This window comes from Caballeronia sp. GAFFF2 (assembly GCF_023631485.1).
Taxonomy (GTDB): domain Bacteria; phylum Pseudomonadota; class Gammaproteobacteria; order Burkholderiales; family Burkholderiaceae; genus Caballeronia.
Genome location: NZ_JALQDA010000024.1, coordinates 109,910 through 133,882 on the forward strand (window position 1 = coordinate 109,910; position 23,973 = coordinate 133,882).

At 62.9% G+C, this 23,973-nt stretch carries 20 protein-coding genes; 13 read left to right on the forward strand and 7 right to left on the reverse strand.

The annotated features are described in order from the left end of the window. Nucleotides 1-61 precede the first annotated feature (61 nt). Nucleotides 62-709, reverse strand: coding sequence for an FMN-binding negative transcriptional regulator (locus tag NCT04_RS15615; protein WP_250466444.1), 648 nt, complete (start codon nucleotides 707-709; stop codon nucleotides 62-64). A 249-nt stretch (nucleotides 710-958) separates the two neighbouring features. Between NCT04_RS15615 and NCT04_RS15620 the strand changes: the two genes are divergently transcribed. From NCT04_RS15620 to NCT04_RS15630, 3 genes are all read left to right on the forward strand, one after another. Then, nucleotides 959-2,422 carry a DUF1254 domain-containing protein gene (locus NCT04_RS15620; protein WP_250466445.1) on the forward strand — a complete coding sequence of 488 codons (1,464 nt, stop codon included), beginning with the start codon at nucleotides 959-961 and terminating at the stop codon, nucleotides 2,420-2,422. Between the two features lie 97 nt (nucleotides 2,423-2,519). Next, complete coding sequence (locus NCT04_RS15625) at nucleotides 2,520-6,224, forward strand: DUF748 domain-containing protein (protein ID WP_250466446.1); 3,705 nt, start codon at nucleotides 2,520-2,522, stop codon at nucleotides 6,222-6,224. Between the two features lie 105 nt (nucleotides 6,225-6,329). Further along, the gene (locus tag NCT04_RS15630) at nucleotides 6,330-6,767 is read left to right on the forward strand and encodes a DUF29 domain-containing protein (RefSeq protein ID WP_250466447.1); all 438 of its coding nucleotides are present in this window, start codon (nucleotides 6,330-6,332) and stop codon (nucleotides 6,765-6,767) included. Between the two features lie 40 nt (nucleotides 6,768-6,807). Here the strand turns inward: NCT04_RS15630 and NCT04_RS15635 are convergent, their stop codons facing one another. From NCT04_RS15635 to NCT04_RS15645, 3 genes are all read right to left on the reverse strand, one after another. Then, nucleotides 6,808-8,391 (reverse strand): DHA2 family efflux MFS transporter permease subunit, encoded by a 1,584-nt coding sequence (locus NCT04_RS15635; RefSeq protein ID WP_250466448.1) that lies wholly within the window; start codon nucleotides 8,389-8,391, stop codon nucleotides 6,808-6,810. Nucleotides 8,392-8,497: 106 nt separating this feature from the next. After that, nucleotides 8,498-9,280, reverse strand: a complete 783-nt coding sequence (locus NCT04_RS15640; protein WP_244829064.1) for an ABC transporter substrate-binding protein — start codon at nucleotides 9,278-9,280, stop codon at nucleotides 8,498-8,500. Nucleotides 9,281-9,301: 21 nt separating this feature from the next. Continuing rightward, nucleotides 9,302-10,456 (reverse strand): methionine aminotransferase, encoded by a 1,155-nt coding sequence (locus NCT04_RS15645; RefSeq protein WP_250466449.1) that lies wholly within the window; start codon nucleotides 10,454-10,456, stop codon nucleotides 9,302-9,304. A gap of 126 nt (nucleotides 10,457-10,582) precedes the next feature. On the opposite strand from NCT04_RS15645, the gene NCT04_RS15650 reads away from it, so the two are divergent. After that, nucleotides 10,583-11,512 carry a LysR substrate-binding domain-containing protein gene (locus tag NCT04_RS15650; RefSeq protein WP_244829066.1) on the forward strand — a complete coding sequence of 310 codons (930 nt, stop codon included), beginning with the start codon at nucleotides 10,583-10,585 and terminating at the stop codon, nucleotides 11,510-11,512. Nucleotides 11,513-11,525: 13 nt separating this feature from the next. Here the strand turns inward: NCT04_RS15650 and NCT04_RS15655 are convergent, their stop codons facing one another. Continuing rightward, nucleotides 11,526-12,671, reverse strand: coding sequence for a branched-chain amino acid ABC transporter substrate-binding protein (locus tag NCT04_RS15655; protein ID WP_244829067.1), 1,146 nt, complete (start codon nucleotides 12,669-12,671; stop codon nucleotides 11,526-11,528). 350 nt (nucleotides 12,672-13,021) lie between these two features. Here NCT04_RS15655 and NCT04_RS15660 point away from each other — a divergent pair, with 350 nt between their 5' ends. After that, nucleotides 13,022-13,456: a MarR family winged helix-turn-helix transcriptional regulator gene (locus NCT04_RS15660; RefSeq protein ID WP_250466450.1), complete on the forward strand. Its 435-nt coding sequence runs from the start codon at nucleotides 13,022-13,024 to the stop codon at nucleotides 13,454-13,456. 29 nt (nucleotides 13,457-13,485) lie between these two features. Here NCT04_RS15660 and NCT04_RS15665 read toward each other — a convergent pair whose 3' ends face one another. Further along, on the reverse strand, nucleotides 13,486-13,902 hold the full coding sequence (locus NCT04_RS15665) for a YciI family protein (RefSeq protein ID WP_244829069.1): 417 nt from the start codon (nucleotides 13,900-13,902) through the stop codon (nucleotides 13,486-13,488). A 186-nt stretch (nucleotides 13,903-14,088) separates the two neighbouring features. On the opposite strand from NCT04_RS15665, the gene NCT04_RS15670 reads away from it, so the two are divergent. From NCT04_RS15670 to NCT04_RS15695, 6 genes are read left to right on the forward strand one after another with little or no spacing between them, the layout of a single operon-like run. Then, nucleotides 14,089-15,111, forward strand: a complete 1,023-nt coding sequence (locus NCT04_RS15670) for a LacI family DNA-binding transcriptional regulator (protein ID WP_250466451.1) — start codon at nucleotides 14,089-14,091, stop codon at nucleotides 15,109-15,111. A gap of 2 nt (nucleotides 15,112-15,113) precedes the next feature. Beyond that, a complete protein-coding gene (locus NCT04_RS15675) occupies nucleotides 15,114-16,601 on the forward strand; it encodes a sugar ABC transporter ATP-binding protein (protein WP_250466452.1) in 1,488 nt (495 codons plus the stop codon). Then, a complete protein-coding gene (locus tag NCT04_RS15680) occupies nucleotides 16,582-17,598 on the forward strand; it encodes an ABC transporter permease (RefSeq protein ID WP_244829072.1) in 1,017 nt (338 codons plus the stop codon). The genes NCT04_RS15675 and NCT04_RS15680 overlap by 20 nt, the downstream gene beginning before the upstream one ends. Nucleotides 17,599-17,626: 28 nt before the next feature. Then, on the forward strand, nucleotides 17,627-18,589 hold the full coding sequence (locus NCT04_RS15685) for a substrate-binding domain-containing protein (RefSeq protein WP_244829073.1): 963 nt from the start codon (nucleotides 17,627-17,629) through the stop codon (nucleotides 18,587-18,589). Nucleotides 18,590-18,643: 54 nt separating this feature from the next. Next, nucleotides 18,644-19,705, forward strand: coding sequence for a sugar phosphate isomerase/epimerase family protein (locus NCT04_RS15690; protein WP_250466453.1), 1,062 nt, complete (start codon nucleotides 18,644-18,646; stop codon nucleotides 19,703-19,705). Further along, nucleotides 19,702-20,823 carry a Gfo/Idh/MocA family protein gene (locus tag NCT04_RS15695; protein WP_250466454.1) on the forward strand — a complete coding sequence of 374 codons (1,122 nt, stop codon included), beginning with the start codon at nucleotides 19,702-19,704 and terminating at the stop codon, nucleotides 20,821-20,823. The genes NCT04_RS15690 and NCT04_RS15695 overlap by 4 nt, the downstream gene beginning before the upstream one ends. A gap of 64 nt (nucleotides 20,824-20,887) precedes the next feature. Here NCT04_RS15695 and gnd read toward each other — a convergent pair whose 3' ends face one another. After that, nucleotides 20,888-22,294: an NADP-dependent phosphogluconate dehydrogenase gene (gene gnd / locus NCT04_RS15700; RefSeq protein ID WP_244829078.1), complete on the reverse strand. Its 1,407-nt coding sequence runs from the start codon at nucleotides 22,292-22,294 to the stop codon at nucleotides 20,888-20,890. Between the two features lie 330 nt (nucleotides 22,295-22,624). Here gnd and NCT04_RS15705 point away from each other — a divergent pair, with 330 nt between their 5' ends. Further along, nucleotides 22,625-22,966 (forward strand): hypothetical protein, encoded by a 342-nt coding sequence (locus tag NCT04_RS15705; protein ID WP_250466455.1) that lies wholly within the window; start codon nucleotides 22,625-22,627, stop codon nucleotides 22,964-22,966. Between the two features lie 45 nt (nucleotides 22,967-23,011). Beyond that, nucleotides 23,012-23,944, forward strand: coding sequence for a 2-dehydropantoate 2-reductase (gene panE / locus NCT04_RS15710; protein WP_250466456.1), 933 nt, complete (start codon nucleotides 23,012-23,014; stop codon nucleotides 23,942-23,944). The last annotated feature ends 29 nt before the right edge of the window (nucleotides 23,945-23,973 follow it).

Here is a 23,973-nt window from a genome sequence, read left to right on the forward strand (position 1 = left end):
CTTCTGGCCACGCATGAAGCCAGTATCGACCTTCCAACGATTGGAAGGTCAAGAGCGCATTTCAGTCGCGAGGCGGTTCGATCGAGCCGAACATGGCGTCGGCGAGCGCGCCGGCTTCCTCGCCGCCGCGCTGACGCAAGCCCTCGACCGCGCCGATGCGGTCTGCTTCAGCCTTGTTCTGCGAAAGCTTTGCCTTGCCGACCAGCCGCGTCACCTCGATTTCGATGCCGACGATCGCGCCCAGCAATTGATCGATGAAATCGCGCGGCGCGTCGCCCATTTTCCACGGCATTGCTTCGCCCGCTTCCATCTTGCGCGTGAGTTTCGCAACGACGCCGCGCACGTAGGCTTCGTCGTCACGCACGGTGATTCGGCCATGCGCATGCACGACGAGGTAATTCCACGTCGGCACTTGACGGTGGGTTTCCTGCTTGCTCGGATAGAAAGTCGGCGAGATATAACCTTCCGCGCCCTGAAAGATCACCAGCACGTCCTCGCGCGCCCCGACTTCGCGCCACACGGGATTTGCACGTGCCACGTGCGCGCGCAAGGTGCCGTGTTCGCCGATGGCGGGATCGAGTTCGAAAGGAATGTGATTGGCGTCAAGCCCATTCGGGCCATGCGTGACCAATGCGCCAAAAGGATGCGCGGCAATCAGCGCGCGCAGGGCTTCCGGGCGGTTTTCCTCGAAATGGGCGGGAATATACATGCGTCGGACTCGTTCGAAAGGTTCTAAAACATTCATGTTACGCGATGCCGTGAAGCGAGTCTCGACGAGTGGTCAGACGTATTTGCGCGACGAGTAGCGCCTTTTATGCGTGTTGTCTTGCCTATCATCAGCGGATACGTTAAAACCCCAATTTCGAGATCGAATTTTCGGCGCGCTACCTCGGGGATCAGGACGGCGGCGGGCTGCTCGTCTGCGAACCCATCGAAATAAAACCGGATTTCCATTCGAATGAATAAGCACCGACGCTGGACGCTTCCGCTCAACGCCGCTTTATGGGTCAGCACGAGCCTTTCTGCCGCGGCCTTGCTCGCCGGCTGCGCGGGAACCGCGACGCCCGAGGCGGCAAATACGGGCGGCTGGGTAAAAAACCAGGTCGTCGATGCCTACACGTTCGGCTTTCCGCTCGTCGCGTCGGACATCGCGCGGGAACGTGCAAGCGGGGCGGCGCGGCCGGGTCAGGCGCCGCTCAACACGTTCCGCCACGCCATCGCGTTGCCGCCCGCGGGCGCGACCGGCTGGCCGAGCGTCGATACGCTCGATTCCTCCGCATGGCTCGATGTCTCCGCCGATCCCGTGATCGTGACCGTGCCCGCCGCGCCGCGCGCACGCTATCTCGATACCCGCGCGTTCGATGCATGGAGCAACGCGCTGTATTCGAGCGCCGACACGACGCCGTTTCCGAAGGCGCAGCTCATCGCCTTCGTGCCCGCCGGCTTTACGGGCACGCTGCCCGCCGGTGCGACGCGCGTCGAAACGCGCACGCGCTACGTCTGGCTTTCGGTGCGCGTGCGGGTGAACGGCACGCGCGACGTGCGCGAAGTCAGAAAGCTGCAGACGTCGATGCGCATCGATACGCTTACGCCCACCAAGGGCTCGCTCGCCGATCCTACTTCGACCGTGACGGGCGCGTGGCCGGGCAATGCCACGGGCCAGACGCCTAGCGTGCCGCCTTTGCCGAGCGCGGCGCCGACGGCATCGCCCGGCGCGCAGGCCGAAGCGCTCGACGCCAACGCGTTTTTCGCGCGCCTTGCCCGCTCGCTCGACGACAATCCGCCCGCCGCCGACGATGCGCCCGCGATGTCCCGCCTCGCCGATCTCGGCGTGAAGCCGGGCGAACCGGTGCAGTTCAAGAAGGCCGACGCGCCGCTTCTGGCGTCCGGTGTCGCGGATGGCCGCGCGCATCTCGCGACGGCGCCATCGAACGCGATCACGAAGAACGGCTGGACGTGGTTCGGCGACGACGTCGGCAACTACGGCACGGATTACATTCTGCGGGCTTATCTCGCGCGCCATCAGCCGTTTTCGGGGACGAAGGCGGGCGAAGCGAAGCCGGTTGCGCGCGTGGACAGCGACGGCCATCCGCTCAACGGCGCGAACACCTACGTGCTGCACTTCGCGCCGAACCAGTTGCCGCCGGTGCGCGGTTTCTGGACGCTCGCGGCCTACACGAAAGATGGCGCGTTCGCCAACGGCAAGCTGCCGCGTCTGTCGCTAAGCGACCGCGACCGCCTCAAGAAAAACCGCGACGGTTCGGTCGATGTCACCGTATCGGCCGAAGCACCGCCGCGTGCGCGCGCATCGAACTGGCTGCCCGCGCCCGACGGCGACTTTCAGCTGACGATGCGCCTCTACGCGCCCAAACCGCAGGCAAGCGACGGCACGTGGACGCCGCCGGCCGTCGAACGGCAGTGAAGCATTTGATGAACGTTTGCGCGATGCCTCGTCGTATACTCGAAGCATTCTCTACCTGACAGGGCGATGCGCCGCCGCGCGTCGCAGCGCGCATCGAATGGCAAGCGTCACCAAGTCTTCACTGGCCTCGGCCGGGCAAACCCTGCGCGGCGTCGTGCATGCACGGCGTACGCGGCGAATCGCGATTGGCCTGATCGTCTTCGTGGTGGTCATTGGCCTTCTCGGCTTCTTCGTCGCGCCGCCGGTCATTCGTCATATCGCCGAGCAACAGCTTGGCAAGCAACTCGACCGGCCGGTCACCATCCGGCGCATTTGGCTCAATCCCTATTCGCTCGATTTCGAAGCCGATGACGTGCATATCGGCGAAGCGCCCGCGAATCTCGCGAAAGCGCCCGGCGCGGCGGCCGGTTTCGTCGATGTGTCGCGGCTCGTCGTGCGCACGTCGTGGTCGTCCATCTTCCGGCTCGCGCCCGTCGTCAATGAACTGAAGATCGATTCGCCGCGCATCAGCATCGTGCGTTTCGACGGCGAGCATTTCAATGTCTCCGATCTGATCGAGAAATTCTCGAAGCCTTCGTCGCCGCCATCGGACAAGCCGGCGCGCTTCTCCGTGTCGAACATTCGCGTGGAGAACGGCCGGATCGTGTTCGACGACCGGCTCCTGAAGGCGAAGCACACCATCGACCAGTTTGCGCTCGGTATCCCTTTCATCGCGACGCTGCCCTCGGCCACCGATATTTTCGTGACGCCGTTATTACAGGCGCACATCGACGGCTCGCCGCTCGTCGTGAAGGGCCGCACGAAGCCGTTTTCGGAGTCGCGCGAGTCGGAGATCGCGCTCACGCTCGACGGGCTCGACGTGCCGCAGATGGCGTCTTACGCCCCGGCTTCCGTGCCCGTCGCGGTGAAGAGCGGCAAGCTCACGACCGACCTCAACGTGCGCTTTGCCATTGCCGGCGATGCACCGACCATTCGTATCGACGGCACTGCGGATCTGGCCGATCTCGCCGTCACCGATAAAGCGAACGCACCGCTCGTCGCCGCGCGCGCGTTGCATGTGAAGATTGCCAACGCCGAGCCGTTGCGCGATATCTATCATCTCGACGAAGTGACGCTTGCGGGCCCGGATGTACGGCTCGCGCGCGATCCGTCCGGCACGCTCAACGTGCAGAAACTCGCGCCGCCGCCCGCGAAGGCCGAGGTGAAGAAGCCCGAAGCGAAGGACACGCCGCCGCTCGATCTGGCTATCAAGCACGTTGCCATCGACGACGGCAAGATCGCGTTCGATGACCAGTTGATGAAGCAGCGCGTGCAGGAAACGCTGACAGGTCTTGCCGTCACGCTCGATGGTTTTTCGACGCTCGACAAGACGCCCGCGCGCTACACGCTCAAGACGGCGTTCGGTCACGGCGGTTCGCTCGGTGCGTCCGGCAACGTCGCGCTGGCCGCCAAGACCGCCGACGTCAAGTTGGCGCTCGAAGCATTGGCGCTGCCGCCGTTGCAGCCTTATATCGCGAATTCGCTGGCGGCGCGCGTGACGAGCGGCACGCTCGGCGCGAATCTGCCGGTGTCGGTCGATTGGTCGAAGCCGGAAGCAAACGTGCAGGTCGGCGCGGGCGATGTGAAACTCGACGCGCTCACGCTCGTGCCGAATGCATCGAATGGCGCGGATGCCGCCGCGCCCATCAAGCTCGATGCCGCGCTCGCGAAGATCGTCAAGGTGGATGTGCCCGCGCGTCAGGTCGCGCTCGACAGCGTGCAGTTGAAGGGACTTTCGCTCGATGCCACGCGCCGCAAGGACGGCAGTATCGACCTGGCCGCGCTCGCTGGAGCGCATGAGGTTGCGCCGGAGCCGAGCGCCACGCGCAAGATTCAGAAGGCGCAGGAAGCGGGACCGGCGTGGCGCTATCAAATTGGCCAGATCGCGCTCGATAACGCCTCGGCTAATGTCACCGACTTGACGCCCACGACGCCCGTGAAGCTGCGCATTGCGCCGATGTCGGTAGCCGTGAAGCAGTTCGGCGACGATCTCTCGAAACCGCTCGATGTTACCGGCAAGCTCACGCTCAACGGGCGTGGCGCGCTCGATATAAATGGCGCGGTCACGGTCACACCGCTCAAGCTCGCGCTGCATGTGAAGGGCGATCAGGTCGATGCCGCCGCCTTCGAACCGTATTTCGGCGACAAGCTCAACGTCGATATCGCAAGCGCGTTCCTCAACGCCAATGGCGATGTCAGCTTGTCGGGCAGTGGCAAGACGCTCGCGGCTTCCTACAAGGGCGATGTTTCGCTGACAGACGTGCGCATGCAGGACAAAGCGACGTCCGACCGTTTCGCCGGCTGGAAACTGCTCGGCCTCACCAACGTAAAGGTGAATTATGGCGAGCGCGGCACGGACGTTGACGCGGCGCGCGTGACCTTCGCGAACTTCTACGGCCGCGTGTTGCTCGACGCGCAAGGCAAGCTGAACCTGAAGAGCGTCGTGGCAAGCGACAACGGCCCGCGGCAATCGGTGACGCGCGATCAGTCGAAGCCCGAGGCATCGGCGGCGGCATCCGCGGCGGTCGCGGCGAGTGCGCCGGTCAAGACGGCGGCGGCCTCCGGTCCTCCGGTGAACATGCGCTTCGGCCAGCTCGTATTGCAGAACGGCCGTGTCACCTACACCGACAACTTCATCAAGCCCAACTTCACGGCGAATCTCGTGTCGATCAACGGGACCATCGGCGCATTCGGCACGCATTCGACGACGCCCGCGCCCGTCGATGTCGCCGCCAAGCTCGCCGCGAACGGACCGGTTTCGATCAAGGGACAGGTGAATCCGCTCATCGAAAAGCCCGCCCTCGACTTGACCGCGAGCGCGCACGACGTAGAGCTCACCAACCTCACGCCGTATTCGTCGAAGTATGCGGGCTATCCGATCACGAAGGGCAAGCTCAACGTCGATCTGCATTACATGCTCGGCGACGACAAGCTCACGGCGAACAATCACCTGTTCATCGACCAGTTGACGTTCGGCGATCACGTCGACAACTCGACGGCGACGAAGCTGCCGGTGCGGCTCGCCGTGTCGTTGCTGAAGAATTCGCGCGGCGAGATCGACGTGAACATTCCCATTTCGGGATCGCTTTCGAATCCGGAGTTTTCTATTGGCGGGCTCGTCTGGCAAGCCATATTGAATCTGGTGCAAAAGGCGGTGACCGCGCCGTTCTCGCTGCTCGCGCATGCGTTCGGCGGCAGTGGCGAGGAGCTGAATTACGTCGAATTCGACGCAGGCTCGGCAACGCTCAACGATGCCGCGCAGAAGAAGCTGGAGACGATTTCGAAGGCGCTCGCGGACAAAACGTCGATCAGGCTGGATGTGACGGGGCGCGTCGATCCGAAAGTCGATGAACCCGGGTTACGCAGCGCTTGGCTGGATGGTCAGATCAAACGCGCGAAGGTCCGCGACATGTCGGATGGCGGCGAGAATGTGGACTGGCAGTCGGTGAAGGTATCGGATGCGGATTACGACAAGTATCTGACGAAGGTTTATAAGTCGGCGGATTTCAAGAAGCCGAAGAACTTCATCGGCTTGACGAAGTCGGTGCCGGACGCGGACATGAAGAGCGCGCTGACTGAAAACGCACCGGTCGATGAAGGCGCGTTGCGCGATCTGGCGCAGCGCCGCGCGCAGGCGGTGAAGGAGTACTTCGACGGAAAGATCGACAGCAGCCGGATTTTTGTCGTCGCGCCCAAGCTGAACGCGGACGGGATCAAGGATAAGGGCGCGGGGGAGCGGGTGGAGTTGGGGTTGAAGGGTTGAAGTGAGCCGTTGGCTGTATGGACGACCTTTGCCTGCTGCAAGTATTGTTTATTATTTCAATGTCCGGTTCGAACCGGATAACCGCTGAAGAACGGGAGTCAGCCGATGGGAACGAGTTACGAGCAAGACGTGGTGGCATGGGCCGAGGAACAGGCCGCGCTGCTGCGTGAAGGAAAGCTCTCGGCCATCGATATCGAGCATATCGCAGAGGAAATCGAAGACGTGGGCAAGTGCGAGCAACGAGAACTGGCAAGCCGCATGTCGGTGCTGCTAGCGCATTTGTTGAAGTGGCGGTTTCAGCCGGAGAGGCGTAGCACAAGCTCGCGATTTACGATCCGCACGCAGCGCAAGGACGTAATGTATGTTTTGCGAGAAGCACCGAGCCTTGAAGGTAAGTTCGATGACGCGGATTGGATCGACCTTATTTGGTCCAAGGCTAAAAATCTGGCGCAGGCGGAGACGGGAATCGATATCGACGTATTTCCGGAATTGTGTGCTTGGCCGATGATCCAGGCACTCGAACCAGAGTTCTACCCCGGCTGACTTTCCGATGCGCGGGCTTTCTCAGCCCGCGAGCCACCGCCTAATGCGCCCCCGCCGCCGCCCCACCGCCGCCGCCCTTCGCCACCTTCGTAATCCAGATCAGCGGAATGATCAGAATGAAGATGACCGCTGAAATGAGGAAGATATCGTCGAGCCCCATCATCGCGGCTTGAGTGTTGACGGTGAAGTTGAACATCCCACGCGCCTGGGCTTCACCGATATTCAGCGTCGATTGCGACATGCCGAGCGACTGCAAGAACGCCGGGTTATAAATATTCGCCTGCTCCGTCAGCCGCTCGTGATGCAGCGCGATCCGATGATCCCATTCGTTGCCCGCAAGCGATGTCCCCACCGCGCCGCAAAACACCCGCGCGAAATTCGACAAGCCTGCCGCCGCCGGTATTTTCGATGGCGGCAAGCCCGACAGCACGATGGCCGTGAGCGGCACGAAAAACATCGCCATCGGAATGCCTTGCAGGAGCGTCGGCAGCACGAGATGCCAGGTATCGATTTCGATCACATACTTCGAGCGCAGCCAGAATACGAACGCGAAGCCGACGAACGCCATGGTCGCGATCACGCGTGCGTCGCTGCGCGGCAGCACCTTGCCCATTACCGGCGCGAGAATCACGGCGAAGATGCCGAGCGGCGCGGTGACGAGACCCGCGTCGACGGAACGGTAGTTCAAATACTGCTGCATCCATTGCGGCAACAACACGAGATTGCCGAAAAACACGCCATAAGCGACCGAAATGGCCACCGTGCCGCCGAAAAAATTGCGTCCCGCGAAGAGCCGCAAATCGACGACCGGATTCTCCGCGGTCAGCTCCCACACGACGAAAAACGCGAATGAAATGGCTGCCGTTATCGCGAGAATGACGATGACCGGCGACTGGAACCAGTCGAGATCGCGTCCCTTGTCGAGCATGATCTGCAAGGACGCGACCCACGCGATCAGCAGCCCGAGCCCGACGATATCGATAGGCGCCTTGCGGCTCGGCGACTCGCGGTTGCGGTAGATGATCCACGTCACGCCCGCCGCGAAAATGCCGACCGGGATGTTGATATAGAAGATCCACGACCAAGAATAACTATCCGTGATCCAGCCGCCGAGCGCGGGACCGGCGATCGGGCCGACGGTCGCGGTCATCGCCCAGAGCGAGAGCGCCATCGACGATTTCTCTTTCGGATACGAGCCGAGCAGAATGGCTTGCGAGAGCGGAATCAGCGGCCCGGCCACCGCGCCTTGCAAGACGCGCGCGAAAAGCAGCACGGGCAAATTGGGCGCAAGACCGCACAACCACGAGGAGAGCACGAACATGAGGATCGCGCCGACGAACAGATGAATTTGTCCGAGTCGCTGCGTGAGCCAGCCGGTCAGCGGAATGGAAACCGCGTTCGACGCGGCGAACACCGTGATGACCCAGGTGCCTTCGTTGACCGAGACGCCGAGATTGCCGGAGATGGTTGGAATCGCGACGTTGGCGATCGACGAATCCAACACGTTCATGAACGTAGCGAGCGCCACCGCGAAAGTGGCGAGCACCAGTTGCCCGCCTTGCAGTGGTGCGGGCGCGGCCGGTTGTCCAGGGGCGGCGGGGTTCGTTCGAGGCGGCGTGCTCAATGCTTTTCCTGTGAGGGCGCCGCGGCGCTTCGACGCGCCGCGGGTGGTGAATCAAGCCGCCAGTGTGCCTGTGCCGTGGGAAAGTTGCTGAACGCCCGCTCATCCCTCACTTCGCCGAAATATCGATTTCCCCCAAATACTTCTTCGCGAACTTGTCGATCGTGCCGTCGGCCTTCACCTTCGCGATGGCCGCGTTGAGTTTGCTCTTCAGCGCATCGTCGCCCTTGCGCACGCCGTACGCAATGCCGCTGCCGAGAATCTTGTCGTCCCGCACCGGCGCGCCGACGAACGCGAAGCCGTTGCCGTCGGGCTTCGACAGAAAGCCGGTTTGTCCCGCAGGCGCGAGCACCAGCGTGGCATCGAGGCGGCCGGACTTGAGGTCCGTGTAGACCTGGTTCTGATCCTGATACGGCACGACCTTCACGCCTTCGTTTTCCCAATGCGCCTTGGCAAAGGTCTCCTGGATCGAACCCTGCAACACGCCCACGCTCTTGCCCTTTAGCGACGCGGGCGTCGGTTCGAGTCCACTGCCCGTTTTCGCGATGAGTTGCGTCGGCACGCGATACACCACCGTCGTGAAGTCGATGGCCTGACGGCGCTGGTCGGTCGCGTTCATCGCCGAATTGATGGCGTCGAACTTGCGGCCCTGCAGCGCGGGAATCAACCCGTCGAAAGAGGTCTCGACCCACTTGCAGCTCATCTGCGCCGCCACGCACACGGCGTTGCCGACATCGATATCGAGTCCTTGCAGTTCGCCCGTCGACGCCTTCGACTCGAACGGCGGATACTGCGCTTCGAGTCCGAAACGCAAGGTATCGGCGGCGAACGCCGCGCCGCTCGCGAACGAGCAGGCAAGGAATAGGGCGGTGGCGGCGTATTTGATCTTCATCGTGTCGTGTCTCGAATGTTTTTAGATGGAGCAAAGGCGGCGCGCGCCTTCGATCAGCGTGTCGTCGTCCTTCGCGAACGAAAGCCGGATCACGCGGTTGTCGGTGCCGTCGGTATAAAACGCGGACAACGGAATGGTCGCCACGCGCGCCTCGCGAATGAGGCGCAGCACGAAGTCGCTGTCGCTTTCACCCGAAATCGCGCCGTAGCGTGCGAGCATGAAGAAACTGCCCGCGCTCGGCAGCAACTCGAAGCGCGATCCCGCGAGCGATGTCGCCAGCAAATCGCGCTTGTGCTGATAGAACGGTCCGAGGTTGAGATAGCTCGATTCGTCGGCGAGCGCTTCGGCGAAAGCCATTTGCATCGGCGTATCGGCGGAAAACGTCATGAACTGGTGAATCTTGCGGATCTCGGCAGTCAACGCGGCGGGCGCGAGACAGTAGCCGACGCGCCAGCCCGTCACGTGATACGACTTGCCGAACGACGACACGATCACGCTGCGCTCGGCCAGTTCCGGGTAGCGCGCCATGCCGTGATGCGGCGCGCCGTCGAATACCACGTGCTCGTAGACTTCGTCCGACAACACGATGATCTTCGTGTCGCGCGTGAGCGCCGTGAGACGCGCGATGTCTTCATCGGCGAAGGCGCTGCCGGTCGGATTGTGCGGCGTGTTGACGAGGATCATGCGCGTTTTCGGCGTGATGGCCGCCGCGACTTCGTCCCAGTCGATCTGAAAATTCTCCGCCGATAGCTGGATGGCGATAGGCGTCGCACCCTGAAGCTGCACGATCGGCGCGTAACTGTCGAACGACGGCTCGAAGTAAATTACCTCGTCGCCGGGATGCACGAGCGCGCTGATGGTCGCGTAAAGCCCCTCGCTCGCGCTCGCCACGACCGTCACTTCCGTGCCCGGATCGTACTGCGCGCCATACAGCTTGTGCGTCTTGTCGGCGATGGCTTCACGCAGCGCCAGCACGCCCGACATCGGCGAATATTGGTTATGTCCTGCTCGCATGGCTCGCTCGACGCCTTCGATCAGGCGCGGATCGCATGCGAAGTTCGGCGCGCCTTGAGAAAGATTGAGCGCGTGATGTTCGTCGGCAAGCTGGCCGATCACGGTGAAAATAGTCGTGCCGACGCTCGGCAGCTTCGACTCGGGGATGCAGGCGCTTTGCACGGCAAATGTCTCCGGTATTGCAGTTCGTCGATTGAACCGCGGCAATAAAGCCGGAACAATCGAAACTTTGTCATACTAGCCATGCTTCGAATTCATGGCTACGTAGATAAACCCGCGAACGACCACATGAAACCCTTGCCATCCCTGGACGTGCTGAAAACCTTCCTCGTGGTCGCGCGCAAGCTCAATTTCACGCGCGCCGCCGATGTGTTGAACGTGACGCAAGGCGCGGTGAGCCGCCAGATTGCCGGACTGGAGGCGCATCTCGGCTATGCGCTCTTCGTGCGGCAGGCGCGCGGCCTTGCGCTCACGCATCATGGCGCGTTGCTCATTGCGCCGTTGCAGCAGGCTTTCGAACAGATCGCCGATGCGCTCGCGAAAGGTGGCGCACAGTCCGGAACACTGCGTCTGAAGTGTCCGACCTGCGCCATGCGCTGGGTCTTGCCGCGTGTCATTCGTCTGCAGAACGAGCGTCCGGAACTGGTGATCGAAGTGACCGCAGCCGTGTCGCACAGTGTCGAGTTCAACGCCGAACAGTTCGATGCAGCCATCGTGTTCGGCGCGCCGGCGCCAGCGCAGAAGGGTGTCAGCTCGCACCATCTGTTCGATGAAGTGTTGACGCCCGTCTGTGCGCCCGAGCAGTTCAAGGTTCGGCGGGACCGCGCACCGACGCCCGACGATCTGGCCGGCAAGACGCTTTTGCATCCCACACGCGACCGGCGCGACTGGCTCTTGTGGCTCGGCGCTTATGGTTACGCCGGCCTTCCTTCGATGAAGGCGCAGCATTTCGACACGCTCGATCTCGCCATCACATCGGCGATGCAGGGTCTCGGCGTAACCATCGGCGACTTGTCGCTGATCGAGGACGACTTGCGCGCGAAACGGGTGATCGCGCCGTTTTCGCTGTGTGTGCCGAGCGGCGCGGCGTACTACCTCGTCTACCCCGAGCGGCCCGCGCCGTCGCCGACCTTGCAGCAGTTCGCGACATGGCTGGAAGGGGAAGCGGCACAGACGCGTGAGACGCTCCAGGCTTACACGAACGCCGTGCAAGCCTGAGCACGTGCAACGCTTACATGCCGTGCTTCGTCACCACGGTGTCCCACTGGCCGTTCTTCACCTGATAGAGCGTCGATGACGCGTTCTTCAAGGCGCCGTTATCATCGAATGCGATCGGGCCGGTGATGCCATCGAAGGAAATCTTCTTCAACGCCGGCCGATACACCTTGGGATCGGCGGAACCGGCCTTCTCCATTGCGTTGATCGCGGCCCACGCGGCGTCGTAGCCGAACGGCGCATACGAGAGAATCGCCACCCCGAAGCGTTTTTGGAACTTGTCGCTGAACGCCTTGCCTTGCGGCAGCTTGTCGAGCGGGCTGCCATATTCCCACGCCTGCGCGCCTTCGGCCGCGTCGCCGGCGAGCTTGAGGAAGTCGGCATCCATCACGCCGCCGCCGCCCACGAACTGCGCGGTCATGCCGAGCTGCTTCATGCGCTTGACCACGGCTGCCGCTTGCCGATCCAGTCCGCCGAAGAAAATCAGATCGGCGTTGGCCGCCTTCAGACGCGTGAGCTGCGCGCTGAAGTCGACCGTCTGGTTGTCGCTGAATTCGCGCGCGACGATCGTGCCGCCTTTCGCTTTCACCGCTTTCTCGAACTCGTCGGCTTCGCCCTGACCGAAGGCCGTGCGGTCGTCGATGATGCCGATCTTCTTCGCCTTCGTCGTTGTCACTGCGTAGGCGCCGGCGTTGCCCGCGTTCTGCGCATCGCTCGAAATGACCGTGAAGACGTTTTCCAGGCCACGCGTGGTAATGGTCGGGTTAGTCGCCGCGGGATCGATCAGCGGAATGCCGGCGGTGTTGTAGATCGGCGATGCAGGCAGCGTCGTGCCCGAGTTGAAGTGTCCGACGACCACGGCCACGCCGTCATCCACGAGCTTTTGCGCGGCCTGCACGCCGATGCGCGGGTCGGCCTGATCGTCTTCCGCCGCGATTTCGAACTTCGCCGTCTTGCCGCCGATGCTGATCTTTTTGGCGTTCGCTTCATCGAGCGCGAGTTGCACGCCGTTCTGGAGATCTTTGCCGTAGCCCGCGTTTGCGCCGGTGAGCGGCGCGGCAAAGCCGACTTTCACCGTCATGTCCTCGGCGGCCGCGGCGAACGGCAGCGCGGCAAGCGCGACGGCGGCGCAGACTAGCTTGAGGCTCGTGTGGATACGCATGGTTTCCTCTCCTTGTTGGTCTGACTGACTGTTTCGACTATCGAATGGGACATCGCCACAAGTGCGCCGGCAAGAAGGGCTTTCCCCTCGCGCGCATCCGGCGCACGGTGAACGAGGCGGGACATGCGCAATTTAGGGAGCCAAATTCGCCGCGTCTTGTTGTTAAGTCGCGTGACGGATGCGGATTTCGGCATAGCGTCGGCGGACCGAATACCCAAGCGGGATGCGGCACTGCGGGATTTGAAGCAAGTCCCGCCACGACGATTCGCGCCGCGTTCCGAGAGCCTCCTGTCGCGTCGATCAAAACGCGGCCCTTGACAGAGTGCATATGCACAAATATGCTAAACGGCATGGCTACGAATTCGAACTCTTCTCTCTTCGATTGCAACTGCTTTGCAATCCGCCAGGCCGCGCGCTATGTCTCGCAGTTGTACGAGCGGCATCTGAACGTGGCCGGCATCACGGCCGCGCAATACACGCTCATGGTGGCTATCGCGCGCCGGCCCGATGTGTCGATGGCGGATCTCGCCGACGCCATGGTCATGGACCGCACCACGCTCGTTCGCGCGCTCAAGCCTTTGCAACGCGATGGCATCGTCGAAGCGGAGCAGCAGGCGGCGAGTTCGCGTGCAGTCGGGCTGCGGCTGACGTCGCAAGGCAAGGAGACGCTCAAGAAAGCGGTCGAGCAATGGCGCATCGCGCAGGCCGAGTTCGAAGCGAAGTTCGGAGAGAAGCGCGCGAAGGCCTTGCGTCAATCGCTATTCGAACTGACCGCGTCGGCTTGAGGCGAAAGCACGAATGCTCCGCGTCTGGCTCAAGAGCGCGGCTTGTTGTGCGCTTCATCGAAGCCCGCCGCCGCTTCCTGCACGTCGGGCGGAAAGTCGCCGAACTCCATGACTTGCCGCACTTCGATCACCTCGTTGTCCGAAGCGGGACAACGCTTCGCCCATTCGATGGCCTCTTCGCGCGATTTGACCTGCAGCATCCAGTAACCGCCTAGCACTTCCTTGGCTTCGGCGAAAGGGCCGTCGACGACGCGCGGCTTGCCGCCTTCGAACGAAACGCGCGCGCCCATCGAAGGGGGATGCAGTCCGTCGAGCGCGAGCAACACGCCTGCCTTCTGCAGTTCTTCGTTGTACTTCATCATTGAGGCGACGGCTTCGGCGGAGGGCAGCGTGCCCGGTTGCGCGCTTTCGTAGCCGCGCGGGATCATCAGCATCATGAAACGCATGGAATGCTCCTCGATAAGTTGCAAGCGTGGCATTTCCCCGCTCACACCATACGACGAGCCAGCCGCAAGCAAATCGACAGACGCGCGCCTTAAGCGTTTATCCCTAGCCGATTCCGGTTGCTTTAAGCGCGTCTCGCGCCGAATAATGTAATCCATTACATCTCGTTCGCCGCGGTGGCGCGCAGCATGTCGGATACGGTTCGTACACGCGAGGAAGTATCGATAGCGGATGTCGCCGAGCGCGCGGGCGTGTCCGTGGCGACGGTATCGCGCGTGCTCAATGGCCATGCGAACGTGCGCGATACGACGCGCGAAAAAGTGCGCGTGGCGGTCGCTGCGAGCGGTTACCGCATCAACGAACTTGCGCGCAATCTCCGCACGGCGGAAAGCCGTCTGCTGCTCACCATGGTGCCGGACTTCGGCAATCCGTTTTATGCGGCTATCGTACGTGGCATCGACAGCGTGGCGCGACAAAACGGCTATTTCATGCTGATGTGCGATACCGGCGCCGACCCCTTGCGCGAGCGCAGTTACTTCGACCTGTTACGCGGACGCCGCGCGGATGGCGCAATTTGTCTCGACCCCGCCGCCGTGCAAAAGGCGCTTGCCGAAGAGGCCTCGACCTTGCCGTGGGTTGCGTGCTGCGAATTCGATCCGGGCGCGGGCGTGCCTTACGTGGGCATCGACAATCATCTTGCAGCGGGCGATGTCGTGCGGTATCTGCTTGGCAAGGGACACGAACGCATCGCGCTCATCAACTCGGGACACGGCTATCTGTACGGACGCCAGCGGCTGGCCGGTTATCGCGATGCGCTTCGGGACGCGGGTATCGAAGCCAATCCGGCGTGGCAGGTCGAACTCGAAAGCCTCGATTACGACGCCGGCGAACGCGCGGCCACGCGGCTTGCCTCACTTGGCGAGCGCACAAGACCGACTGCGATCTTCGCCGTTTCTGACACGCTCGCCATCGGCGTGATGAACGGCTTGCGCGGCGTCGGCTTGCGCGTACCGGAAGATGTCGCGGTAGTGGGCTTCGACGATATCGCGGTGGCCGCACATGTCTATCCGCCGCTTACCACTGTCTCGCAGCCTATGCAGGCGCTCGGTGAAACGGCGGCGGAACTGCTGCTCAAGCGCCTGCGCGATCCACGCGCGGACGTGCCGGGCGTGCTGCTGCCGCATCGACTCATTCAACGAAGGAGCGCGTGAAAATGAGCCTTGCCGTGCGCTTCGAGGGAATCGAAAAGCAGTTCGGGCCGGTGCGCGTGCTGCACGGCGTGAGCTTCGATCTGAAGCCGGGACGCATCCACGGCTTGCTTGGCGAAAACGGCGCGGGCAAGTCCACGCTCATGAAAATCCTCGCTGGCTTCGAGCGCGCCAACGCAGGCGAGATGGCGATCGACGGAAGACGAGCCGACTTCAGAAGTTCGCGTGAAGCGGAACATGCCGGCATCGTGCTGATCCACCAGGAACTGAACCTCGCGGATCATCTCAGCATCACGCAGAACATGTTTCTCGGGCACGAGTTGCGGCGCGGCTTCTTTCTCGATGAACCGGCCATGCGCGATGCCGCCCGCGACGCGCTCACCGAAGTCGGCCTGCACAAGAACCCGGACACGCGCGTGCGCGACTTGATCGTCGCGGAAAAGCAGTTGGTCGAGATTGCCAAGGCGATGCTGCGCAATGCGCGCCTGCTCATCATGGACGAGCCCACCGCGACGCTCACGCCTTCGGAAACGCAGCGTCTTTTTGCGCTGATGGCACGGCTGAAGGAAGCGGGCGTGACCATCGTCTATATCTCGCACAAGCTCGACGAAGTGGAGCGCGTGACCGACGAAGTGATCGTCATGCGCGATGGCCGCTTCGTCGCGCGCTCGCCGACCGATGAAATCACGCGTCATCAGATGGCGAACCTGATGGTCGGCCGCGAAGTCTCTGACATGTTCCCGGACAAGCCGCCGCTCGCCGCCGATGCGCCCGTCGCCTTCAAGGTCGATCAAGCGTCGGTGCCGGGCTGGGCGGAAGGCGTGAGCTTCTCGGTGCGCGCGGGCGAAGTGTTCGGCTTCGCGGGTCTCGTCGGCGCGGGACGCACGGAACTCTTCGAAGCGCTCGTGGGTTTGCGGCCGCTGAGCGCGGGAACCATCGCGATTGAAAATGGCACCGTGAAGCTCAAAAGCCCGCGCGACGCCATGCGTCACGGCATCACTTACTTGAGCGAAGACCGCAAGGGACGCGGCCTGCATGTCGACATGGCGTTGAAAGACAATCTCACGATGATGACGCTGGAACGCTACGCGCATCCCCTCGTCGACATGCACGCGGAACGCGTGGCGCTCGATGTCGCCGTGAAGGACTTCGGCATACGCACGGGCAATGCGAAGAGCCGCGCGCGCATGCTCTCGGGCGGCAATCAGCAGAAGCTCGCGCTCGCCAAGTTCCTGCATCCCGATCCGCGCGTGATCGTGCTCGACGAACCGACGCGCGGCGTCGATGTCGGCGCCAAACGCGACATCTATTTCCTGATCCATCGCCTGGCCGCCGAAGGCCGCGCGGTGATCGTGATCTCTTCCGAGCTGATCGAACTCATCGGGCTTTGTCATCGCGTCGCGGTGATGCGCGCGGGCGAGCTCGTCGCGACGCTCGGCATGGAACTCCTGACCGAAGAGAGGTTGATCGCGCATGCGACCGGCACACACTGAAGACACCGCGCAGGAAAGCCGCCTCGCCGCCTACTCACGCATACTGTTCGGCGTCGGGCCGCTGATCGGGCTGATCGCGCTTTGCGTCGGCGGAACCATGCTCAACGGCGACTTCGCCACTTTCGACAACGCCATGAACGTGCTCACGCGCACATCGTTCATCGGCATCATCGCGGTGGGGATGACCTTCGTCATCATCTCGGGCGGGATCGACCTGTCGGTCGGGTCAATGGCCGCGCTCATCGCGGGCAGCATGATCTACATGATGAACGGGCTGCTGCAGGGCGTGCGCGGACATGCCGTGCCGCCGCTCGCGATTCTCGCGCTCGGCATCGTGCTGGCGCTCGTGCTCGGTGCGTTGTTCGGGCTCGCGCATGGCTTGCTCGTGACCAAGGGGCGCATCGAGCCGTTCATCGTCACGCTGGGAACGCTCGGCGTGTTTCGCGCGCTTCTGACATGGCTCGCGGATGGCGGCGCGCTCACGCTCGACAATTCGCTCGTCGATCTCTACGGCCCGGTCTATTACGCGAGTCTCTTCGGCGTGCCCGTGCCGATCTGGGTGTTCCTGATCGTCGCGGCGGGCGGCGCTATCGTGCTCAATCGCACGGTGTTCGGGCGTCACGTGCAGGCTATCGGTTCGAACGAACAGGTTGCGCGTTATGCGGCCATTCGCGTGGATCAGGTGAAGATCGCGACCTACGTGCTGCTTGGACTGTGCGTCGCGGTCGCGACCGTGCTCTACGTGCCGCGGCTCGGTTCGGCCACGCCGACCACCGGCCTCTTGTGGGAGCTCGAAGCCATCGCGGCCGTGGTGGTGGGCGGCACCGCGCTCAGAGGCGGCGAAGGGCGCGTGATCGGCACGGTCATCGGCGCGATTCTGCTTTCGGTCATCAACAACATCTTGAACCTGACGAGCATCATCAGCGTGTATCTGAATGCGGCGGTGCAGGGCGCCGTGATCATTTTCGTGGCCTTCCTGCAGCGTGGACGTCGATAGAAGTATCTAAAACACAGGAGACATCGTCATGAAACTCGTGCTTCGCGCGCTCGCCGCGCTTACCTTGACGGCGAGCGCGTTCGCCGTTTCCACGTCCGTATCCGCCGCCGATAAAGTCGTGCTCGGCGTCGCCATTCCGACCGCGACGCACGGCTTCACGGGCGGTATCGTCTGGTGGGCCAACGAAGCGAAGAAGGAACTGGAGAAGGCGCATCCCGACCTCAAAGTGATCGTGAAGACGGCGGCCGGCGCGCCCGAACAGGCCAACCAGTTGCAGGATCTCGTGACGGTCAACAAGATCAATGCGCTCGTGATTTTCCCGTTCGAATCGGCGTCGCTCACGCAGCCAGTCGCGCAGGTGAAGAAGAAAGGCGTGTACGTGACGGTCGTGGATCGCGGCTTGACCGACACCAGCGCGCAGGACGCGTACGTCGCCGGCGACAACACTGCGTTCGGCAAGCTGCCCGCCGAATATCTCGCGAAGACGCTGGACAACAAGGGCGATATCGTCGCGTTGCGCGGCATTCCGACGACCCTCGACAATGAACGCTGGGCCGCGTTCGAAGGCGTGATCAAGCAGCATCCGGACATGAAGATTCTCGATGCGAAATACGCCAATTGGAATCGCGACGACGCCTTCAAGACCATGCAGGACTATCTCACGCGCTTCAAGCACATCGACGCCGTGTGGGCCGCCGACGACGACATGATGATCGGCGTACTGAAGGCGATCGAGCAGGCAAAGCGCACCGATATCAAGGAAGTGTTCGGCGGCGCGGGATCGAAGGAAGCGGTCAAGCGCATCATGGATGGCGACAAGCTCGTAAAGGCCGACGTCTCGTACTCGCCGAAGTTCATCTACGACGCGATCAAGCTCACCGCCGAAGCGCGCTTGAAGGGCGACAAGCTGCCGCCGACCACGATCATTCCCTCGGTGCTCATCACGAAGGAGAACGCCAAGCAGTTCTATTACCCGAACTCGCCGTTCTGAGTGGCGGGCCGGTTTCGACCGGCCCTTCGCGTTGTTCAAATATCGAGGCGAAAGATGAAGACCATCAAGGGCCCCGCGATCTTTCTCGCGCAATTCATGGGCGACGACGTGCCGTTCGACTCGCTCGCGCATCTCGCGTCGTGGGCGAAAGGACTCGGCTACGCGGGCATTCAGGTGCCGGCGGATCCGCGTCTGATCGATCTGGAGAAGGCCGCATCCAGCGATGCCTATTGCGACGACATTCGCCGCACCGTCGAGGATGCGGGCGTCGCGATCACCGAATTGTCTACGCATCTGCAAGGGCAACTGGTCGCGGTGCATCCGGCCTACGACACCTTGTTCGATGGCTTCGCCGCGCCCCATGTGCGAGGCGATCCGGCCGCGCGCACCGAATGGGCGATCGGGCAATTGAAGTACGCGGCGGCGGCATCGAAACGGCTCGGGCTCGCTGCGCATGTGACCTTTTCGGGCGCGCTCGCGTGGCCGTATTTCTATCCGTGGCCGCAGCGTCCGGCGGGTCTCGTCGAAGCCGCATTCGAGGAACTTGCCGCGCGCTGGCGACCGATCCTCGATGAGTTCGAGCACGCGGGCGTCGACGTGTGTTACGAACTGCACCCCGGCGAAGACCTGCACGATGGCGTGACCTTCGAGCGCTTTCTCGCGGCGGTGGATGACCATCCGCGCGCGAATATCCTGTTCGATCCGAGTCACTTCGTTTTGCAGCAACTCGATTATCTGGCGTTCATCGACATCTATCACGCGCGCATCAAGGCGTTTCATGTGAAGGACGCGGAGTTCCGGCCGAATGGCCGCCAAGGCGTGTACGGCGGATATTCGGGATGGGTCGAGCGCGCCGGGCGCTTTCGCTCGTTAGGCGACGGGCAGATCGACTTCAAGGCGATCTTCTCGAAGATGGCGCAATACGATTTCCCAGGCTGGGCCGTGCTTGAATGGGAATGCGCGTTGAAGCATCCGGAAGACGGCGCGCGCGAAGGCGCGGTGTTTATCCGCGATCACATCATCCGCGTGGCCGAACGCGCCTTCGACGACTTCGCGGGCAGCGGCGCGAATCGCGAGCAGTTGCGCGGCGTGCTCGGCATGGGAGAAACGCGATGAAGCGCGTGCGGCTGGGCATGGTAGGCGGCGGCGAGGGCGCGTTCATCGGCGCGGTGCACCGGATCGCGGCGCGGCTCGACGACCGTTATGAGTTGGTGGCGGGCGCGTTGTCATCGGACCCGCAGCGCGCGGCGGCGAGCGCATCGGCAATCGGTTTGCCGCGCAGCTATGGCGATTATCGCGAAATGGCGCGAGTCGAGGCGGGGCGTTCGGACGGCGTGGAAGCGGTGGCTATCGTCACGCCGAATCATCTGCATGCGCCCATTGCCACGGCGTTTCTCGAAGCCGGCATCCACGTGATCTGCGACAAGCCGCTCGCGGTATCGCTGGCCGAAGGCGAGGCGCTGCAAAAGCTCGCGCGCGACAAGGGGCTGGTGTTCGCGGTGACATACACGTACACGGGCTATCCGCTCGTGCGGCATGCGCGCGGCATGGTGCGGCAGGGATTGCTCGGCGATATCCGCGTGGTGCAGGTCGAATATGCGCAGGACTGGCTTTCGTTGCCGGTGGAAACGCAGGCGAACCGTCAGGCCGTGTGGCGCACCGATCCCGCGCTCGCGGGGCCGGCGGGATGCCTCGGCGATATCGGCACGCACGCGTATCAGCTTGCCGACTACGTGACGGGGATGCGGCCGTCGGAGTTGGCGGCGGAAGTGACGACGTTCGTGGCGGGGCGGCGTATCGACGATCACGTGCAAGCGATGCTGCGCTACGCGAACGGCGCGCGCGGCATATTGTGGGCGAGCCAGGTCGCGGCGGGCGAAGAGAACGCGTTGCGCCTGCGCGTTTATGGCACGAAGGCCGGTTTGATGTTCGATCAGCAGGAGCCGAACGAATTGTGGTTCACGCCGGTGGGCGGCGCGTCGCAGCGAATCACGCGCGGACGCGTGCAAAGCGCCGAGGCGCTGCACGCGACGCGGGTTCCGGCGGGGCATCCGGAAGGGTATCTAGAGGCGTTCGCGCAGCTTTATACGGATGCGGCGGCGTGTATCGCTAGCGGGACGACGCAGGGGGATGACTGGTTGACCACGGTCGACGATGGCGTCGCGGGGTTGAGGTTCGTGGAGGCGGTGTTGAGGAGTAGTGGGAGGGATGGGGCTTGGGTGGGGCTCGATTGAATCCGTTGCGAAAAAAAAAAGCGGCTCCAAAAGAGCCGCCCCGCTTCAACTCAAACCAGCACCCTCAAGCCCAGTTAGCGTGAAAGCTTCCCGGCTTATCCGTGCGCTCGAACGTATGCGCACCGAAAAAGTCCCGCTGCGCCTGCACGAGATTCGCCGGCAGTGTTTCCGACCGGTAGCTGTCGAAATACGCCACCGCCGATGAAAACGCCGGCACCGGCACGCCCGCCTTCACCGCCGCCACGACGACATCGCGCAATGCGTCCTGGTACTTCGCGGCGATATCGCTGAAATACGGATCGAGCAGCAAATTGGCTAGCCCCGCGTCCTTCTCATATGCGTCCGTGATCTTCTGCAGGAAGCGCGCGCGGATAATGCAACCCGCCCGGAAAATCTTGGCGATGGTGCCGTACTGCAAGTTCCAGTCGTATTCGTCCGATGCCGCGCGCAACTGCGCAAAGCCCTGCGCGTAGGAAACGATCTTGCTCAGATACAGCGCGCGCCGCACCGATTCGATAAATGCCTCACGGTCGCCGTCGAACTTCGGCGACGGACCGGTGAGTACCTTGCTCGCCTTCACGCGCTGATCCTTCAGCGACGACAAAACACGCGCGAACACCGCTTCGGTAATCAGCGGCAACGGTGCGCCGAGATCGAGCGCGTTCTGGCTCGTCCACTTGCCCGTGCCTTTCTGCGCCGCGCGATCCAGAATGACATCGACGAGATCCTTGCCGGTTTCGTCGTCTTTCTTCGAGAAAATCTTCGACGTGATTTCGATCAGATAGCTGTCCAGCTCGCCCTGATTCCACTCGACATACACTTTGCCGAGTTCTTCGTTCGACAGACCCGCCACGCGCTTCAGCACGTCGTAGCTTTCGGCGATCAATTGCATATCGCCATACTCGATGCCGTTGTGCACCATCTTCACGAAGTGACCCGCGCCGTCCGGGCCCATGTACGCGACGCACGGTTCGCCGTCCGGCGCCTTCGCGGCGATCTCGGTGAGGATCGGTGCGACGAGTTCGTAGGCTTCTTTCTGACCGCCCGGCATGATCGACGGGCCCTTGAGCGCGCCTTCCTCACCGCCCGACACGCCCGTGCCGATGAAATGCAGCCCCGACTTCGCGAGGTCCTGATTGCGGCGAATGGTATCGGTGAAATGCGTATTGCCGCCGTCGATGAGAATGTCGCCCTTGTCCAGCAGCGGACGCAGCGCGTCGATGGTGGCATCCGTGCCGGCACCGGCCTTGACCATCAACAGAATGCGGCGCGGAGTTTCGAGCGACTGGACGAACTCTTCGAGCGTGTACGCGGGCACGAGCTTCTTGTCGGGATGTTCGGCAATCAGTTCATCGGTTTTTTCGCGGCTGCGGTTGTAGACCGAAACGGCGTGGCCGCGGCTCTCGATATTCAAGGCCAGGTTGCGGCCCATGACGGCGAGGCCCACTACGCCGATAGCTTGCTTGCTCATTGCTTGATCTCCGGATGGCCGAAGCCCGCGGCTCGTGGCGCAGGCTTCGGGGATGAAACGTATCGATAAATGCGGCGTTCGCAGGATGAAGAGATCGTCTTCACGCGCGGATCGCGCCGGGGCCGGCTGAAGGCCCGGTGCGACGCGCTGCGGCGCGGCCGGAATTCTACCGGCGGCGCGGCCGCTGACGCGAACGCAGACCGACCCGAATTTACCACTTTGAGCGCCATCCGGCAGGGAAAGCGCGCTCTCGGCAGGGCGTTCGGGCAGCGCACGCGGCGCCGTCATAGAATGACCAGCCCAACCAGCACGCCGCGAGGCAATTCATTCATGGCGCAGGCCCGGCGCGCGCGAGCGCATCATTATTCGGTCTACGTCGTCGAACTGGCGGACGCAGTCTGGAACGAGGCGCGCTTTCGTCGTGCGAATCCGGATTACGTGTTGGGCAAGCCGTTCGTCTATGTCGGCATGACGGGAATCGATCCCGACGTGCGCTTCGACAAGCACAAGGCGGGCATTCAGTCGAACCGCTTCGTGCGCGATTTCGGCTTGCGGCTCTTGCCGCATCTGTATGAGATGTACAACCCGATGCCCTACGAGGGCGCGCGCGATATGGAAGTGGAACTTGCAATCGGCTTGCGCGAAGCGGGTCATGGCGTCTGGCAGGCGTGAAGAACGATCACGAACACGAGCACCATCAACGACACGGAGCGTGACATGCGGATTCTGGTAGTGGGCGCGGGCGCCATCGGCGGATACTTCGGCGCGCGGTTACTCGAAGCAGGCAGGGACGTGACCTTTCTGGTGCGCGAACGCCGCGCGCAGAAGCTGCACGAGAGTGGCCTCGTGGTGAAAAGTCCGGCCGGCGATCTCCATTTCGACGCGCCGCCGCTCGTGCTGGCAAAGGACATCGATAAGCCGTTCGATCTCGTCATCCTGAGCTGCAAGGCTTATGACCTGGCCAACGCCATCGATTCGTTCGCGCCCGCGGTCGGACCGGACACCGCCATCCTGCCGCTTCTGAACGGCATGGGCCATCTCGACGTGCTCGATGCGCGCTTCGGCACGGCAAAAGTGCTCGGCGGGCAGTGCGTGATCGGCGCGACGCTCGGCGCTGAAGGCGAAGTGCTCCATCTGAACGACATGCAGTCGATGACCATCGGCGAGCGCGCGGGCGGGCGTTCGGCGCGCATCGACACAATCGCCGCGCAATTGAGCGACGCGCGGTTCGATCTGCAGGTGAGCGAGGACATTCTGCAGGCGATGTGGGAGAAGTGGGTCTTCCTGGCGACGCTCGCCACGGGAACGTGCCTGATGCGCGCGCCCGTTGGCGACATCGTGAGCGCGCCGGGTGGCGATGATGTGTTGCGTCGTCTCTTCGACGAATGCAGAGGGATCGCGGCCGATAACGGTCATTCGCCGGGCGAGGCGCTCGTCACGCGTGCACGCGGTTACTTCACGGACCGCGGTTCGCTGATGACGGCGTCGATGCTGCGCGATCTGGAAAACGGCGCGCGGATCGAAGCGGATCATATCGTCGGCGACTTGCTGGCGCGGCGCAAGACGTCGGTGGATGGCGCTTCCGTGCTGGCAATCGCGTTTGCGAATCTGAAGGCTTACGAAGCGCGGCGGGCGCGGCTGGCTGGCTGAGGACGGCGATGCGCCGCGTTCGCCTTCGC